We start from the raw sequence: 17,471 nt of genomic DNA on the forward strand, positions 1-17,471 counted from the left end.
GGGGCGCTCATCGCAGCGACTCCTCCGGGCCCGCCCAGCCGACCCACATCACACCAACCGAACTCGGCACGTGAGATCTACCGATTTCGGTGCGTAACGTCTACCGACCTCGGCAGTGGAGCGGGGCGGGAGGCGGCGGCCATAAGCGAGTGTCGGCTATGAGCGCCGTGCGCCGCGCCGCCGGGCCCGGCGGGCCGTGTGTACGGCGTCGGGCAGGACCGCCAGCAGGCGCTCAACGTCCTCGGCGCCCGTCTCCCGGCCCATGGAGCAGCGCAGCGTCGCCCGCGCCGCCCCTTCCTCGTAACCCATCGCCAGCATGACGTGGCTCGGCTGCGCGACCCCCGCATGACAGGCCGACCCGGCTGAAACGTCGATACCCGCCATATCCAGCGCCATCAGCAGCGCCTCGGCGTCGGCGTCCTCCACCCACAGGTGCGCCGTGCCGGGCAGGTGCGCCGCGTCATCGGGCAGGGTCGCGTGCACACCCGCCAGCGCCGTCGCCCCCGCCAGCAGGCGCGCGCGCAGCGCCTCCAGCCGTGCCGTCTCCGCCGTCCGCTCGGCCACGGTCAGCTCCACGGCCAGCGCCAGTGCCCGCGCACCGACCACGTCCTGCGTGCCCGAGCGCAGTCCCCGCTCCTGGCGTCCGCCCCCGGTCGGCGCCACCAGGGAGAAGTCCCGCCGCGCAATCAGGGCGCCGACGCCGACCGGCGCCCCGAGCTTGTGCCCGCTCAACGACAGCGCATCCAGCCCCCAGCCGTGAAAGTCCAGTTGCACCCGGCCCACCGCCGCCACCGCATCGCTGTGCACAGGCACGTAACCCGGCGCGTCCGGCCGGTCGGTGCCGGTAGCCGCGCGCACCGCCGCCACGATCCCGGCCAGGTCCTGCACTGCACCGGTCTCGTTGTTCGCAGCCATCACGCTCACCAGGGCGGCCCCGCACGCCAGTACCTCGCCAATCGCCCCGGCCTGCACCCGGCCCGCCCCGTCCACGGGCAGCTGCACATGCTCGCCGCCCAGCTGTGCTGCGGCGGTGCGCGCACTTTCCAGCACCGCCGGATGCTCAACCGGGGAGGTGACTAGGCGCGGACGATCCACTCCAGCGGCCCGGGCCGCCAGCACCCGGCCAACCACGGCCAGTGCGTCCGCCTCGGTGCCGCTCCCGGTGAAGACCACCTCATGCGGGTCCACCCCCAGTGCCCCAGCCAGCCGGGAACGTGCCTGCGCCAACAGCGCCCCGGCCCGGCGCCCCGAAGCGTGCTGCGCCGCCGGATTAGCCCACCCGCCCAGATCACCGGCCAGGTCGTGGGCGACCTGCTCGGCCACCTCCGCCCGCACGGGCGTGGTGGCGGCATGGTCAAGGTAGACGCGCGCGGCGGTACTCCCGGAACTCATGCGGGCAGCGTATCCGCCGCCTAAACCGGCCGCGGATAGGCTGGCCACATGACCTCCGCCCCGCAGCCAGCCCCCGACCGTCTCGCTCCCGGAACCACAGGGACCACTGCCCGCTCCCTGTCACGCGCCACGACCGACCGTGACGCCGAGCGCCGCGGCGAGCCTGGCCTGCTCGACCGGCTTGCCGCAGACCCAGCCACTCGCCTGCTGCTGGTGGACGCCCGCGGACGCGTCGCCCTGGATGCCCCGGCCACCGCCGCGGACCTGCCCGACGACGGCCTCGCCCCCGCCGTGCCGCATGACCGCGACGACGCCGTCTGGCGGCCCGGCCACGCAGCCGACGCCCCCAGCGCTGTCCGTCCCCGGCTCGCGCCCCTGACCGCCGCCGACGTAGACGCCACCGGCCTGACCCGCTTGTACCTGGGGCGTGAACGCGGCAGCGGCACCGGCGATGCCGCTGGGGCCGCCTGGATCGCCGTCGTCGTTCCCACCGACGACGTCGCCACCCCCACCGACGCCGAGGGCGCCAGCCGCCCCCACCCCTCCCTAATGCGGGCAATGGAGCGCTTCCCGCTATCAGCACTACGGGCCGTCGGCGCCGAACTGGATGCCCACGACGCCGGGCTGGCGACCCCCGCCACTGCCCTGGCCGCCTGGCACGCCCGCTCCGGCTTCTGCCCCCTGTGCGGCGGCCGCACCCAGATCGTCCAGGCCGGCTGGGCACGGCGCTGCACCAGCTGCGAGGCCCTCAGCTTTCCCCGCACCGACCCCGCCGTCATCATGGCCGTCACCGACGACGCCGACCGCATCGTGCTGGTCCACGGTGCCACCTGGGAGCAACACCGCTACTCCACAGTCGCCGGCTTCGTGGAGGCTGGTGAGCCCGCCGAGGCCGCCGTTGTCCGCGAGGTAGCCGAGGAGACCGGGCTGAAAGTGGCCAGCGTGGAGTTCGTCGCCAGCCAGCCCTGGCCCTTTCCGCGCTCCCTCATGCTCGGCTACCGGGCGCGGCTGGCACCCGGCGAGCACCTGGCGCGCCCCGATGGCGCAGAGGTGACCGATGCGATCGTGCTCAGCCGCACCGAGCTTGCAGACGCCGTAGCCGCCGGCACCGTCATCCTGCCCGGGCGGACCTCAATCGCCAGGATGTTGATAGAGGACTGGTACGGCGCCCCCATCGGCTGACCCCAGGGGACTGGGCCGCGGCGAGGCAGCGGGTTAACTGGGCAGCCACGTGCGCGGGCCGGAGCCGGGCTTACCCCGGACCATCTCGAGCCTCGCCGGCTAATCATGTCAGCCGGGCGTGGCAGGCTGGGACGCGATGAACGACCATGCCCCGGCGCCCGACGCCCCGCGCCCCGCGGGCGCGCCCGCCGCTCTGCCCAGCCCCGCCCAGCTGCTCGACGCCCTCGACCCCGATCAGCGCCAAGTCGCCGAGCATCTGGAAGGAGCCCTGTGCGTGCTGGCAGGCGCCGGCACCGGCAAGACCCGGGCGATCACCTACCGGATCGCCCATGGCGTGGCGGTGGGCGCCTATCAGCCCACCCAGGTCCTGGCTGTGACCTTCACCGCCCGCGCCGCCGGGGAGATGCGCTCACGGCTTACGGACTTGGGGGTGCATGGCGCCCAGGCCCGCACCTTCCACTCCGCCGCGCTGCGCCAGCTGACCTACTTCTGGCCCACCGCCATCGGCGGGCGCCGCCATGAGATTGAGCGCTACAAGGGCCGCCTGGTGGGCACCGCAGCCCACCGCCTGGGCCTGAGCACGGACCGCGCCCTGATCCGCGACCTGGCGGCCGAGGTCGAGTGGGCTAAGGTCACCATGACCCTGCCGGAGGACTACGCCCAGGCGGCCGCCGCCCAGGGGCGCGTCGGCGTCGGCGACCTCGACCCGGCCACCGTCGCCCGGCTGCTTGCCGTCTACGAGGAGGTCAAGGCGGAGCGGGGCGTGATCGACTTTGAGGACGTGCTTCTGCTGATGGTCGGCATCCTCAAGGACCGGGAGGACATCGCTGCCCAGATTCGCGGCCAGTACAAGCACTTCGTGGTCGACGAGTACCAGGACGTCTCCCCGCTCCAGCAGCGGCTGCTCGACCTGTGGCTCGGGCGACGCCGCCAGCTGTGCGTGGTCGGCGACGTCTCCCAGACCATCTACTCCTTTACCGGCGCCACCCCCGACTTCCTCACCGGCTTCGCGTCCCGCTACGACGGCGCCCGCACCGTGCGGCTGACCCGCGACTACCGCTCCACCCCCCAGGTGGTGTCCCTGGCCAACCGGGTGCTGTCGCGCTCGCGGCGCAGTGCCGGGGCCCTGTCCCTGCCTCCCGGGGCGGTGCAGTTGCAGGCGCAGCGGCCCTCCGGCCCCGCGGTGCGCTTCGAGGCGTACGACGACGACGTCGCCGAGGCCGCCGGAGTAGTCGCCCAGGTGCAGAGGCTGCAGACCGCCGGTGTGCCTCTGTCCGAGATCGCCGTCCTGTACCGCACCAACTCCCAGTCCGAGGTGGTTGAGCAGGCACTGGCCGACGCCGGCATCGGGTACCTGGTGCGCGGCGGGGAGCGCTTCTTCGAGCGGGAGGAGGTCAAACGCGCCATGGTGCTGCTGCGGGCCGCGGCCCGCACCGAGCGCGCCGCTCTCACCGGGGATCCGGGCGCGGACGCCCGCATGGTGCTGTCCCGGGAGGGCTGGAGCGAGCAGCCGCCCGCCGCCCGCGGCGCCATGCGGGAGCGCTGGGACTCCCTGAATGCGATCGTGGAACTGGCCGACCAGCTCGGCGAGCGGCGCGGCGCGGATCTGGACGGTCTGGTAGCTGAGCTCGCGGCCCGCGCGGACGCCCAGAACGCGCCCACTGTCGAGGGCGTCACCCTGTCCTCCCTGCACGCCGCCAAGGGACTGGAATGGGATGCGGTACTGCTCATCGGCGCATGCGAGGGGCTGCTGCCGATCTCCCTGGCCGAAGGACCCGCCGCGATTGAGGAGGAGCGGCGCCTGCTGTACGTGGGTGTCACCCGCGCCCGCGAGCACCTGGTGATCTCCTACGCGCGCGCTCGCAACCCCGGCGGTCGCGCCGCGCGCAAGCCCTCCCGCTTCCTAGACGGCATCTGGCCCACCGACGCCGGCTCCCCCGCGGGCCGCCGCTCCGGCGCAGGGTCAGGCGCGCGCGCTCGCGCCAAGCAGGCGGCCGCCGACTTCGAGGCCGAGAATGACCCGTCCACCGTTGCACTGTTCGAGCAGCTGCGCGCCTGGCGCTCCCAGGTCGCCAAGGCGGGATCGAAGCCGGCGTACACCGTGTTCGCCGATGCCACCCTGCGCTCGATCGCCGTCGTAAAGCCGAGCGTGCTACCGCAGCTATCGCTTATCCGTGGGGTGGGCGCAGTCAAGCTCAAGGAATACGGGCCCGATGTGCTGCGGGTGGTGCGTGAATTCACCCTAGAGAGTCAGTGACCCATAGCAGCGTATGCGTGCCGCCCGCCGTTCCAGTGGTACCGGGCGCCGCTGCATCAGCGTGCGCCTCACCGTCCGTCACCCGCTGGCACAGGCACTCGGGATGCGGGTGCCAGCGGCGTTCCGTGCCCACGGGCTCGGCTGCGGTCAGCTCGACGCTACGGCCCTCCCACAAGTCTCCGCGACCGGTGATGACATCCACCACCGCACGCGCCGCCAATGCCGCAGCCTGATGCAGCAGCAGGCGCTCCATCACCGGTGCCGGCAGCAGGCGTAACTGGGTGGCCAGGGAGGGCCAGCTGGGATCGGCGTCGCGTTCCCACAGGTCCAGGCAGGTAGTGCATACCGGGGAGTCCTCGGTCACTAGGGGCCCCACCCGCACACTGACCTCCCGCACCACCACCGGCAGCTGCGTGACCCCGGCCCGCGCCAGGTCACGCGCGCACACCGGGTCGATGACATGACCGTCCAGGGTCAGGACCACGTCCGGGCTCCGGTCCAGCGGCGCCCGGGTGCGAACCTGCGGGGACAGGCTCTGAGCCCATTCCTCCAGCGTGCAGTCGTCGGGCAGGATCGTGACTACCCCGGCCTCCACCAGTAGGCAGATGACGTCACGGGCCAGCTCTCCGCCGCCACGGATGGCGACGGCGCCGGCGCGCAGCCGCGCTGCGCGCTCGGAGGGGTCCGCGGTCAGCCGATTCCAGTAGACCGCGTCCGCGTTGTCAGGAGGCTCGGGGGAGGTGTCGATGACGCCGGCCTCTTTCAGGTCGCCAATGATCTCTCGCGCTCTTTCCAGGGGGACCCGACTCCAACGGGCGGCCCGGTACACGCCGCCGGGTTGGATTTCTGCGGGGAGCCGGTCCAGTAGCTGCTGCTCGCCGCTGGTCAGCCCCGAGAGGATCGTCGCATGCCCCTGCTCCGCGCCGATCTGGCTCTCACCGGGGGCACGCCACAGGACGGGGGACTGGCCACGGAAGCGCATATCTGCTCCTGAGTGTTGCTGCTCGCGTCCCGGACGGGAACGCCGCACACAGCATGGCACCGGCGTGGGTGCTCCGCCAGAGTCAGTCTGCACCCTGTGGAAAACCGTCGTCGCGGCGGCCTCCGCCGCGGTTCTAGCCGGTCAGTCGGCGGCGAGCACGGCTTCGCAGGTCATCAGTCCGTCCGTGTCATCGGCTGCGATCGCCTGTACCGTGCTCACGGCCTCGTGCAAGGTGCCCACGGCGTAGACCTCCAGGCCATTGGGGACATTGCCCACCACTTCCTGGCAGTTGGCGGCCGGGGCCAGGAAGTAGTCGGAGCCGTCCTTGCGCGCCCCCGCCATCTTCTGCCTGATACCGCCGATCGCGCCGACTGTCCCATCTATGGAGATAGTGCCTGTGCCCGCAATGTCCTTGCCGCCGGTGAGGTCTCCGGGCGTGATCTCATCGATGATCCCCAGGGCGAAGATGGTGCCGGCGCTCGGACCACCCACGTCCGACAGGCCGAAGGAGGCGTCGACGTCGGAGTCCGCCCGGGCGGACAGGCTCAAGCCCAGCAAGGACCCCTCTGAGTCCGGCCGGCCATCCCCATCGGCGTCCTGGGGCGTGATGGTGCTCAGCGTGACATCGACGTCGGCCCCGTCTCGCTCCACTTGCAGCGTCACTGGCGTTCCCGGGTCAATCGTGGTCAGCAGATCACGCAGCTGCGGGTAGGAGTCAATGGTGGTCCGGGTGCCGGCGGTGGTAATGGACTTCAGCACGTCACCGGCCTGAAGGTCGCTGCCGGCCTGTTCCTCTGCCGTACCCTCGATTGTGAGGACCATGCGCGGGGCGTGCCCTGTCTCCATCAGAGCGGCTACCACGGCCGCATCCTGGGAACTGGTCATTTGCGCCTGGTTGACCTCTTCAACCTGTTCAGCGGTCAGGGTCTTCGGGCACACCTGCTCCCGGTCCAGGACCGTCTTGTCACTACTGAGCCAGGCGTCCACGAGCATGAAGAACGTCACGGGGTAGCCCGGGCAACCCGATACTGACACTGTGGTCATGCGCAGGGCGCCGGTTGTCTCGTAGGTCTGGGTGCCGGTGACAGTCAGCAGGTCCTCCTCAGCGCCGTCGGACGGGCCTGCCAGCACGTTCCAGGTAGGGCCAGGCGCCTGGATGACCTTATTGACCGGCACGGTCGCGCCTGCGATCACCAATGCGGCCGCCAGCGCCAGACCGATCAGCAGTCGGGAGCGGCGGCGCCCGCGGAGACGGGCGTGAGGGGCCTGCGGTGCGGCACAGCCTGCGGCCACGGCGGCATCCTCCCCGTCAGGGTCTGTGCCTGCCGCGGAACTCGTCGCGGCCGCGGGCACAGCCGATTGGCCCGGTTCGGGAGAATCGGCTGAGGTATCCACGGTGGTCGGGGCGTGGTCCTCGGGGTCGCCGGCGTGCGGCTCGGTTCCGGGGGCGTCGGAAGGGCGTAGCGTCACGGGGAACATCATGACGGGTGATCCTGGGAGCGGGCTGCCACCCGCCTGAGGTCGGCTGGGGACCTGGCACGCAGCGCGTGGGAGGCGCCTGCGGGGAACGAGGGCGGGTCGCATGGCTCGCACTCAGGAATGGATGCAATGATCCGGGTGTTTTCACTGTGCAGTCGCCGCGGGCGTCCCGGCCAGCGCCGCATACACGCCGGACCCACTGAGACCCACCGAGAGGAACCCATGAGCGCGGACCCCTTCGACGAGATCGAGCAGCTGCTTGCCGCGATGTTCGGCCCCCAGATGGCCGCGGACGCGGTGGGTGCCCTGCGGGCCTCCGGTGTTGACCCGGAGCAGCTCGCCCGGATTAGTGGCATGGGAGACCTGTCGCGCCTGACCTCGGCCCAGCTGAGTGGCCTGCAGGCACAGATGCAGGGGCTGTTTGCGGGCGCTGCCAGCGGTACCGTCAACTGGACGATGGGGCAGGACCTGGCGTTGCGTACCGCTCGTGGTGATGGCGACCCGGTCATTACCGCCGCAGATGCTGAACAGACCAGCAAGGCCTTGGCCGTTGCCGACCTCTGGCTCGACGCCGCCACCGACTTCATGCCGGCGCCCGGGCCGCGCGAGGCCTGGTCGCGTTCCCAGTGGGTCGAGCGCACCCTGCCGGTCTGGAAGGATGTATGCGCACCCGTGGCTGATGCAGCCACCGGGGCGCTGGGCGATGCGCTGCAGCACCAGATCACCAGGCTGGCGGACTCCGAGGCCGCGAGCGCCCAGATGGGGGCGCTGGGTAACGTCATGCGTTCCATGGCCGGAACCGCCTTCGGCTTGCAGCTCGGGCAGGCCATCGGCGAGTTGGGCCGCCAGGCGGTTGCCGCCACCGATGTCGGTCTGCCGCTGACCCGCGAGCCGGGGACGGCGCTCGTTCCTGCGAACGTGACGGCCTTTGCCGCCGAGCTGGAGGCCGATGCGGATCAGGTCAGGCTCTTCCTGGCGGTGCGGGAGGCGGCTGCTGCCCGCCTGTACGCCCACGTTCCCTGGCTGCGCAGTCAGCTGCTGGCCGCTGTGGAGGCGTACGCTCGCGGCATCGTGATCGACGTCGACGCCGTTGAGCAGGCAGTCGCCCAGGTGGACCCGAACGATCCGGAGGCGATCCGGCGCGCGCTCGAGTCGGGCATGTTCGCCCCCCAGGAGACGGGCGCCCAGAAGGAGGCCCTGGAGCACCTAGAGACCCTGCTGGCCCTGGTTGAGGGCTGGGTGGAGGTCGTCTCTGCGCGTGCGCTGGCGCCGCATTTGCCACTTGCCGTTGCACTGCGCGAGATGGTCCGGCGCCGCCGTATTCAGGGCGGGCCGGCGGAGCAGGTATTCGCCCGCCTGATCGGGATGGAGTTCCGGCCCCGCCGCGTACATGAGGCCGCACGGCTGTGGGAGAGGCTGGGCGCGGAACTGGGGGACGCCGAGCGCGATGCGTTCTGGCGTCATCCCGACGTCGTGCCGACCGCTGCCGAGCTGGCCAACCCGGACGACTTCCTGACCATGCGGCGTGCCGCCCAGGACATGGATGCGGAGATGGACGCGGACCTGGCCTCCCTGCTGGACGGTACGCTCGGTTACGCCGCTGGCGCCAAGGACGCCGACGCGGGCGGCGGGGCCGCGCGCGAGGCGGATGAGCCGGGAGCCGCCCCGGAGGACGAGTCTGAGCAGTGACGCCGTCGGGGGAGTCTAGGGTGAGCGCCGGGAATCGCCGATGCTGTGCTAGTCGGCGCTAATCAGCTCTAGTCGGTGCTGACCCGTGCCGACCGGAGGCGGTGGAGGGGGGCTATTGCAGAGTGTTCCGCAGTGCCTCCACCAGGCCAGGTACGAGGCTCTCGCCGGCCACTACCGCGTCCGCCGAGTCATGGGAGCGGGTGCGCAGGGCGCACCAGGACTCCCCGGAGCGGAGCACGCCCACGACGATCCGCACGTCGTCCCGGTCCGGCCGGGACGCCAGGTAGGCGGAGCGCTTCTGCGGATCCCTGATCGCGGCTGCTTCCCGCTCCGCCTCGTCGGGAAGCAGCATCCGTTCCGTGGATATGGCGGTGCCGTCGACCTCCTCGGGCCAGACGATCCCTGCCAGCAGCTCCTCCAGGCTGTCTACCGGTGGCAGGTCGCCCTGCTCAATGGCGGTGAGTGCCTCCGGATCCGTGCGCGCCTCCGCGAGCGCGTCGGCGTCGAGCATCCGTTCCAGCATGGGGTCCTCCTGCAGGGCCGCGGCGGTGCGCACCAGTGCGAAGACACCCACGGGAGCGTCCCAGCCACTGCTGGCGGCATGCTCCTCCAGCTGGACGACCACGCGCCTGAGGGCCGCCTGCCGGGGGGCGGTGGGGCGGTTGACGGGTTTCGCGCTCGGGCTCCCGGTGGGATCCTGGCTCGTATCCTCGATCATGGTGCCATCATGCCAGTAGTGGCGCAGGTACTGGGGTCGGGCGGCGCTTCCCGGGGCGTGGGGTACGTGGGCCGGAACAGGTGCGCGTGGCCTTGAGGCAGGCTGCCGTGCCAGCTTGCTCCGGGCGCAGCGCTGCCTATGAATTGACTTATATTTTGTGGGCCTGACGTGACGTGTGCGACGATTGGGCTGGTGGCGCCGCCGGCGCTGGCCGCTGTGCGCCAAGCGCGCACGCACAATGACACGGAACGACACGGAGCGTGAGCGTGAGCACCAGGCCCGACGACGATCCAATCGACAAGCCCGACGACGAGTCCGCTGCCCAAGACTCCTCCGAGACGGAGAGCCGAGACGACCGCGTGCGCGGCGGTTTCTTCCAGGCGGACGACGCAGACGCCAGACCTGGGCATGCACAGGACGAGCCCGGTGACGGTGGGCGAGCAGGCGCGAGCGCGGATGAGGTAGACGCGCAGGATGACGAGCCGGAGGACTCCGGTCCCTTCGCCGCATCGGCATTCGACCCGTCTGCGCTTTTCGGCCTGGGCGCCTCCTCGCGCGCGGGCGGGGGAGCATACGCGGCGCGGCGGCAACGGCGACCCGGTGGCGGGGCCGGCTCCAACCACCCGCCGACCCAGCGCAGCGGTGGGGACGCTCGTGGGCGACCGGGCCCGCTGGCCCTGACCATCGGCATCCTGGCCCTGCTGGCCACCATCATCGCCTTCTTGTCGCGCACCTGGACGGAGGTGCTGTGGTTCGACCAGCTGGGCTTCTCCCGCGTCATCTGGACTCAGTGGATTGCGGCAGGAGGCATGTTCCTGATCGGTTTCCTGATCATGTTCGCCGCAGTATTCGTGGCGATCCGGCTGGCCTACCGCGCCCGCGAGATCGGCATGCCCCAGGACGAGGCGACGCGCAACCTCGCGGCATATCGTTCCGCGGTCGAGCCCATCCAGCGGCAGCTGACTTGGATTGTGCCGGCGGGGCTGGCCCTGGTCAGTTCCGCCTGGGATGTGGCGCCGCGTTGGCGGGAGGTGCTGCTGGCGGCTAATGCGCAGTCCTTCGGGACGACGGACCCGCAGTTCGGGCTGGACGTCTCTTTCTACGTGTTTGTGCTGCCGGTGCTGGAGCTGCTGGTGTCCTACCTCACGCGCGTGGTCGTGTTCGCGGGCATATGCAGTGTCGTCGTCCACTACCTGTACGGCGGGATCTCCGTGGCGCGCGAACCGCACTTCACCCGGGCGGCCTGGGTACACCTGACGGTCTTCCTGGCCCTGTTCGCCCTGCTGCGAGGGGGCTCCTACTGGCTGGGGCGGTACGCCTCCCTGTATGCATCGAACAGCAGGTTCGACGGCGCCGGCTACACCGATGTCAATGCCTCCCTGCCCGCCAGTGCGATCCTGGCTGCAATCAGCGTGGTGGTGGCGGCACTGTTCCTGTTCTCCATACGGTCGAGCTCCTGGCGGCTGCCCATCACCGGTGTTGCGGTGATGATTGTGTCTGCACTGCTAATCGGCACCGCCTACCCGGCGGTGATTCAGAACTTCGTGGTCAATCCCAACGCCCAGCGGGAGGAGGCGCCTTATATTGATCGCAACATCAAGGCCACGCTGACCGCATACGGCCTGGACGATGTTGAGATCACCGACTACGACGCCAAGACGACGGCGGAGGCGGGGCAGCTGCTGGAGGATGCCGAGTCCACGACGTCGATCCGCCTGCTGGACCCGAACCTGGTCTCCCCGACCTTCCGCCAGCTGCAGCAGAACAAGCAGTACTACTCCTTCGCCTCCTCGCTGAACGTAGACCGGTACAACATCGACGGTGCGAGCCGGGACACGGTTATCGCCGTGCGCGAGCTCAACTTCGACGGCCTTGATGCAGGGCAGCGCACCTGGATCAACGAGCACACCGTGTACACGCACGGCTACGGCGTGGTGACGGCCTACGGAAACACCGTCGCCTCCGGCGGCTACCCCTCATTCTGGGAGGGCGGCATCCCCTCGGTCGGTGACCTGGGGAGTACGAGCCGCGCATCTACTTCGGCCAGGCCTCGCCGTCGTACTCCATTGTGGGCGGTGACGACGGCGGCAGCCCGCGCGAGCTCGACTACCCCGATGACTCCGCACCCTCCGGGCAGGTCAACACCACGTTCTCCGGGGACGGCGGGCCGGACGTGTCCAACCCGTGGAACCGGCTGCTGTACGCGGTGAGGTTCCAGGAGATGAACATCCTGTTCTCCCAGGAGGTCCGCAGCGGATCGCAGATCCTGTACAACCGCAACCCCGCGGACCGGGTGGCGCAGGTGGCGCCGTGGCTGACCCTGGACGGCAGCCCCTACCCGGCGGTGGTGGACGATGATGGTGACGACTCCACTCCCAAGCGGGTCGTTTGGATCCTTGACGGCTACACCACCACCAACAACTACCCCTATTCCCAGCACGAGTCGCTGGAGGACACCATGAGTGACGCGACCTCCGGCTCCGCGCTCCTGGGTGCACCGGAGGAGTCCAACTACGTGCGCAACTCGGTCAAGGCCGTAGTAGACGCCTATGACGGCTCCGTGACCCTGTACGAGTGGGATGAGGACGACCCGATCCTGGCCGCTTGGAAGGCGGTCTTCCCGGGGTCGGTCACCCCGATGAGCGAGATGAGTGCAGACCTGATGGCGCACATGCGCTACCCGGAGGACCTGTTCAAGGTTCAGCGCACCGTGCTGGCCAACTACCACGTCACCGACCCCGAGGACTTCTACTCCGGCGGTGACTTCTGGAAGGTGCCCGATGACCCGACCAAGTCGGGTGACGAGGCACAGGCCCCCTACTACCTGACGTTGAAGATGCCGGACCAGGATGAGGCGACGTTCTCCCTGTCCAGCGTCTACATCATTGGTGGTAACACCGATCGCAACGTGCTCACAGGTTTCCTCGCCGTAGACTCGGAGACGGCCGGCGGCGAGAACGGCGGCCGCAACCCCGATTACGGCAAGTTGAGGCTGCTGGAGCTGCCACGCTCGTCGAATGTGTCTGGTCCCGGCCAGGTGCAGAACAACTTCAACTCCAACGCCACCGTCTCTCAGGTGCTGAACCTGCTCTCGCAGCAGGGCTCTGAGGTGATCCGCGGCAACCTGCTGACTCTGCCGGTGGGCGGCGGACTGCTGTACGTGCAGCCCGTCTACGTGCAGGCATCCTCCGGGACGCAGTACCCGCTGCTGCGGGAGGTACTGGTCTCCTTCGGTGACAAGGTCGGCTTCGCTGACACGCTCTCCGAGGCCCTGGACCAGGTGTTCGGCGGCGACTCGGGCGCTACTACGGGGGAGGAGGCCGTCGACGGCGACGCCGCGGCGGCTAACGACACCTCGGCGGAGGCTGAGGAGGGCACCGATCAGGCCGTGCCCACTGTCGAGGCCACACCACCGGCCACGACAGACGCTACGCCGGAGGCCACGCCGCAGCCGAGCGCAGCTGCTACCCCGGGGGCGACCACGGGGTCCGGCGACCCGGCTGCCGATCTGGAGACCGCGCTTTCCGACGCGCAGACGGCTATGGAGGACGCGGGCAAGGCGATGCAGGACGGAGACTGGTCCGCCTACGGCGAGGCCCAGGACCGCCTGACTGACGCCCTGAACCGGGCGGTGGCTGCCCAGCAGCAGCTCGACTCCCAGGGATGAGCCGCCGGGCCTGAACAGCGTGAGTGGCGCATGCGTCGTGGTGAGCAAGGGCACGTCGCCCGGGTTTGTCGTCCCCGCGGGCGGCGGACTAGAGTAATGACCACGACGCGGGGTGGAGCAGTTCGGTAGCTCGCCGGGCTCATAACCCGGAGGTCGCAGGTTCGAATCCTGCCCCCGCTACCACGGAAGGGCGGAATCGCAACGGAAACAAGTTGCGATTCCGCCCTTCAGTTTTGTCCAAATACTACCGACTGGACACTTGTGGGTTATCGGCGCGAATGTGTGTGGTGGGTTATCGGCGCAAACGTGGTGCTTTAGACCGGCGTGTCGTGTGTTCTAGCTGGTTGGTCCGGCCCGGCCTTTGCGGGTCCTGAGGCCTTCTTCGGGGGTGGGTGTGGTGCCCCATCCTGCGGGGTGCGTACTGGCGCTAGTGGTGGCCTCCGGCGTCGGGGACTGGGCGGCTTTGCATGACACTGCACGACACTGCACGACCCTGGGTGGCACTGCACGACCTTGGTGCGCACTCCACGACCCCGGGGTGGTCGTGCAACGTACACCAAGGTCGTGGAACGCGGCCCGAGGTCGTGCAAGACACGGGGCGGGTAAGCGGTCCGGGCGCCGGATGCGTGTGCCGTGCTTCGTCCCGGCTTTGTCCCGGCGCCGTCCCGGGGTGGATCTAGTGGCGTGGTGGCAGTTGCGGGGTTGTCGGCGCGAGTGTGTGTGCGGTTGGTGCGTGTCGCGGTGTTCTAGCTGGTTGCTCCGGCCCAGCCTTCGCGGGTCCCGAGGTCTTCCTCTGGGGATGGGTGTTGTACCACCGCCTGGGGCCGGTGCGGGCGGCGGTTTCGGGGTCCTGCTCGGCGGTGGTGCGCTGGTTCAGTCAGCACCGGTACAGGGTGGTGTGGTCGCTCAGGGCTACCAGCCACCCGGTGGCCTGGTCAGCAGTCGAGACCAATAGCTCGGCCATGGTGCGGTTGGCGGCGTCCAGGCGGCGCAGCTTCAGCGCGGCCTGCAGCAGCATCGTCGACTCTCCAGCATCGAGCTCGCTGTCGGGCTGGTCCAGGAGAGCGGCGAGCTCGTCGACGTCCGTCGGCACGGGCGCGGCCTCGTCTCGGTGCACGGTCGGCACGATGATCGGGTAGGCGAGCATTTCGAGTAGGGCCGCGGCGATCTGGGCGACTCCCCGGTGCTGCCTGCAGCCACATGGGCGGTCGCCTCACCACTAGAGGCGAGTGTCACCATCGAGCGGATCCGGTCGGCGTCGTACCCCTGTGCCTTCGCCTGTTCGGCGGCCAGTTGCGGGCGACTGGTTGCTCGCCTGGGCAACGAGAGTGTCGTCGGCGACTAGTGACGTGAGCGCCCTGTCTAGTCCAGGTCTAGTCCAGGCCGGACGGTGAGAGCATCCGATGCGATGTCAGTGCGGCTCACCTGTGTGCCGGCGGCGGTGAGGGCGCCGACCGGGAGACCCGAGCGTGACCCCGCTGACCAGACCTACAACCAGGTTCAGGCCAGTCTGCGGGCCCCCGCCCGGAGAGCCATCCTGATCATCGTCAACCTGAACAACTACCGCCACTGATGAGAAAGGCTCACTGCATCGTTGAGGTAGTGTCCCGCCATGACAGACTCGCCTTCCTCCCTAGCTGAATCCCCGGTTGCCGCCGCCACCGCCGCGCCCGGTCCCCAGTCGGCCACCGGTGCGGACTCAGCCAGTTCCCGCATTGAGAACGCCGGCCTGGACGTGATCGCCGAGTCCGAGCGCAAGGGCCGCCCCGCGACCTGTTCATGCCCTGGTTCGCCGCCAATATCTCGGTGCTCGGACTGTCCTGGGGCGCCTGGGTGCTCGGCTTCGGCCTGTCCTTCGCCCAGGCCGTAGTCGCCGGCGTAGTCGGCGTAGTCGTCTCCTTCCTGCTTTGCGGCTTCATCGCCGTGCTCGGCAAGCGCGGCAGCGCCCCCACCCTGGCCCTGTCACGCGCCGCCTTTGGCTACCACGGCAACCGCCTGTCCGCCGCCATCTCCTGGATCCTCACCGTCGGCTGGGAAACAGTGCTGTGCGTGTCCGCGTCCCTCGCCTCCGCCACGGTGCTGCAGGCCCTGGGCTGGCACAACGAGCTCGGCGCCCAGATCGTCGGCTTCCTGCTGACCGTGGGACTCGCGGCCAGCGCCGGCATCCTCGGCTTCGACACCATCATGCGGGTGCAGACATGGATCACCTGGGCCACGGGCATACTCACCATGGTCTACCTGCTACTGGTCTCCCCGCAGATCGACTTCTCCGCGCTGGCGGCGCTACCCGCCGGCTCGGCGGCCGCCTTCATCGGTGCCCTGGTCATGGTCGCCACCGGATTCGGCCTGGGCTGGGTCAACGCCGCCGCGGACTACTCCCGCTACCTGCCGCGCAGCGCCTCCACCGGCGGCGTGATCGCGTGGACCACCATCGGCTCCTCCCTGCCAGTCGTCGTCCTCGTCGTCGCCGGCATCATGCTGGTCGGCTCCGACCCCGAGCTCGGCACCGCCATTGACGCCGACCCCATCGGCGCCCTCACCACCATCCTGCCCACCTGGTTCCTGGTCCCCTTCGCCGTCGTGGCGATCCTGGGGCTCGCCGGCGGAATCATCATGGACCTGTACTCCTCGGGGCTGTCCCTCCTGGCCACCGGCGTGCCCGTGAAGCGGCACCAGGCGACCGCCATCGATGCGACCATCATGACGGTGGGCACCATCGCCGTGATCTTCGGGGCGGAGGACTTCCTCGGGCCCTTCCAGGGATTCCTGACCACCCTGGGCGTGGTGATCGCCGCCTGGGCGGGTGTCATGCTCGCCGAGGTGCGCCTGCGCCGCCGCGACTACGACGAGGCCGCACTGTTCACCCCCGACGGCGTCTACGGCTCGGTCAACCTGGAGGCTATCGCGCTGGTCGTCCTCGGCTCCGGGGTCGGCTGGGGCCTGGTGGTCAACTCCGCCGCCTCCTGGCTGAGCTGGCAGGGCTACCTGCTTGGGCCCCTGGGTGGCCGCGACGGCGCCTGGGCCGGTGCGAACCTGGGCGTTCTTGTGGCACTGCTGATCGGCCTGCTCGGGCACCTGCTCCTCGGCAGGCGCCGCGTGCAAGCCCAGGAGCAGGCGGGGGAGCAGGCATGAGTACCGTCGGCCCCCTCCCGCAGTCCCCCCTAGGGCCCGACGGCGTTCCCGCCGAGTTGCTTGCCGCCCTCACCGAGTCCGGGGGCGGCATCGGCCCGGGCCCCGCCCTGGAGGCCGCCCACCAGATCGCCCGGCGTACCGGATCCGCCCATCACGACGTGCTGGTCGTACTCGGCTCGGGCGCCGACGGCGCCCTGGACGGCTGGGGTGCGCCGGCGGCATCACTGCCGCTTTCCGATCTGCCCGGGATCACCGCCCCCGTCGCACCCGGGCATGTCGATCGGCTCGACTCCTATGAGCTGCCACTTCCACTGACTCCGGTCTATGCGGACGGTCCCGCCCCGGCGGCCGCGACCTCGTCCGGGAGCAGGCGCGTCCTAGTGGCCCACGGACGCACCCACCTGTATGAGGGACGTGGGCCCGGTGCCGTCGTCGCCCTGGCGCGGGCTGCGGCCGCCACGGGCGTGCGCGCCGCCGTCCTGATCAACGCCAACGGCTGCCTGCGGGACTGGGAGATCGGAGACGTCATGACGATCACCGATCACCTCAACCTGTCCGGCGCCTCACCCTTCGACGGCACCGTGTTCGTCGACCAGCGTGAGCTGTGGGATCCGCAGCTGACTGCCACCGTGCGCGCACACACCCAGCGCGCCGGCGTGTACGCCATGGTGCGTGGACCGGAGTACCAGACCCAGGCCGAATCCCGCATGCTGGCAGCCCTCGGAGCCGATTGCGTGGGCATGTCCACGATTCTGGAGGCCATCGCCCTGCGTCAGCTGGGCGTGCGCGTGGTGGGGATGAGCGTCGTATCCGACCTGTCATTCGCTGCGGCACCGACCGACCCGGATGAGGTGGTACGCCTGGTGGCCGCCGCTCATCAAACGCTTGCCGCCGGTGCCGCGGAGGTCTTGAGGGCGCTGTGAGCAGTCGGGCGGGCGCCCTGCCCCGGCACCGCAGGTCCTGACATAGGACG

10 protein-coding genes, 1 tRNA gene and 2 pseudogenes are annotated in these 17,471 nt (G+C 70.1%); 8 read left to right on the forward strand and 5 right to left on the reverse strand.

What is annotated here, in order from left to right:
* Nucleotides 1-156: 156 nt before the first annotated feature.
* Nucleotides 157-1,392: a cysteine desulfurase family protein gene (locus CWT12_RS04540; RefSeq protein WP_161923872.1), complete on the reverse strand. Its 1,236-nt coding sequence runs from the start codon at nt 1,390-1,392 to the stop codon at nt 157-159.
* Between the two features lie 48 nt (nt 1,393-1,440).
* Here CWT12_RS04540 and nudC point away from each other — a divergent pair, with 48 nt between their 5' ends.
* Together nudC and CWT12_RS04550 are read left to right on the forward strand one after the other, a co-directional pair.
* The gene (nudC, locus tag CWT12_RS04545; protein WP_161923873.1) at nt 1,441-2,574 is read left to right on the forward strand and encodes an NAD(+) diphosphatase; all 1,134 of its coding nucleotides are present in this window, start codon (nt 1,441-1,443) and stop codon (nt 2,572-2,574) included.
* Between the two features lie 136 nt (nt 2,575-2,710).
* A complete protein-coding gene (locus CWT12_RS04550) occupies nt 2,711-4,831 on the forward strand; it encodes an ATP-dependent DNA helicase UvrD2 (protein ID WP_161923874.1) in 2,121 nt (706 codons plus the stop codon).
* On the opposite strand, the gene CWT12_RS04555 is transcribed toward CWT12_RS04550, so the two are convergent.
* Nucleotides 4,812-5,813 carry a thiamine biosynthesis protein ThiF gene (locus CWT12_RS04555; RefSeq protein ID WP_237564310.1) on the reverse strand — a complete coding sequence of 334 codons (1,002 nt, stop codon included), beginning with the start codon at nt 5,811-5,813 and terminating at the stop codon, nt 4,812-4,814. The genes CWT12_RS04550 and CWT12_RS04555 overlap by 20 nt on opposite strands.
* 141 nt (nt 5,814-5,954) lie before the next feature.
* Nucleotides 5,955-7,208, reverse strand: coding sequence for a YlbL family protein (locus tag CWT12_RS04560; protein ID WP_442862553.1), 1,254 nt, complete (start codon nt 7,206-7,208; stop codon nt 5,955-5,957).
* A gap of 306 nt (nt 7,209-7,514) precedes the next feature.
* Between CWT12_RS04560 and CWT12_RS04565 the strand changes: the two genes are divergently transcribed.
* Nucleotides 7,515-8,981: a zinc-dependent metalloprotease gene (locus CWT12_RS04565; protein WP_161923875.1), complete on the forward strand. Its 1,467-nt coding sequence runs from the start codon at nt 7,515-7,517 to the stop codon at nt 8,979-8,981.
* Nucleotides 8,982-9,093: 112 nt separating this feature from the next.
* Here the strand turns inward: CWT12_RS04565 and CWT12_RS04570 are convergent, their stop codons facing one another.
* Complete coding sequence (locus CWT12_RS04570) at nt 9,094-9,699, reverse strand: PPA1309 family protein (RefSeq protein ID WP_161923876.1); 606 nt, start codon at nt 9,697-9,699, stop codon at nt 9,094-9,096.
* A gap of 539 nt (nt 9,700-10,238) precedes the next feature.
* On the opposite strand from CWT12_RS04570, the pseudogene CWT12_RS04575 reads away from it, so the two are divergent.
* Nucleotides 10,239-13,366 (forward strand): annotated as a pseudogene (locus CWT12_RS04575) (UPF0182 family protein).
* Nucleotides 13,367-13,472: 106 nt separating this feature from the next.
* Nucleotides 13,473-13,549, forward strand: a tRNA-Met gene (locus CWT12_RS04580).
* Nucleotides 13,550-14,243: 694 nt separating this feature from the next.
* Here CWT12_RS04580 and CWT12_RS04585 read toward each other — a convergent pair.
* Nucleotides 14,244-14,513 (reverse strand): hypothetical protein, encoded by a 270-nt coding sequence (locus tag CWT12_RS04585; RefSeq protein ID WP_161923877.1) that lies wholly within the window; start codon nt 14,511-14,513, stop codon nt 14,244-14,246.
* Nucleotides 14,514-14,756: 243 nt separating this feature from the next.
* On the opposite strand from CWT12_RS04585, the gene CWT12_RS04590 reads away from it, so the two are divergent.
* The 3 genes and pseudogenes from CWT12_RS04590 to CWT12_RS04600 all read left to right on the forward strand — a co-directional run bounded on the left by CWT12_RS04590 (nt 14,757) and on the right by CWT12_RS04600 (nt 17,421).
* A complete protein-coding gene (locus CWT12_RS04590) occupies nt 14,757-14,939 on the forward strand; it encodes a hypothetical protein (RefSeq protein WP_161923878.1) in 183 nt (60 codons plus the stop codon).
* A 39-nt stretch (nt 14,940-14,978) separates the two neighbouring features.
* Nucleotides 14,979-16,498: pseudogene (locus CWT12_RS04595) on the forward strand (purine-cytosine permease family protein).
* A complete protein-coding gene (locus CWT12_RS04600) occupies nt 16,495-17,421 on the forward strand; it encodes a purine-nucleoside phosphorylase (RefSeq protein ID WP_161923879.1) in 927 nt (308 codons plus the stop codon). Before CWT12_RS04595 ends, CWT12_RS04600 begins: the two are co-directional and overlap by 4 nt.
* The last annotated feature ends 50 nt before the right edge of the window (nt 17,422-17,471 follow it).

It is taken from the genome of Actinomyces sp. 432, assembly GCF_009930875.1.
Lineage (GTDB): Bacteria > Actinomycetota > Actinomycetes > Actinomycetales > Actinomycetaceae > Actinomyces.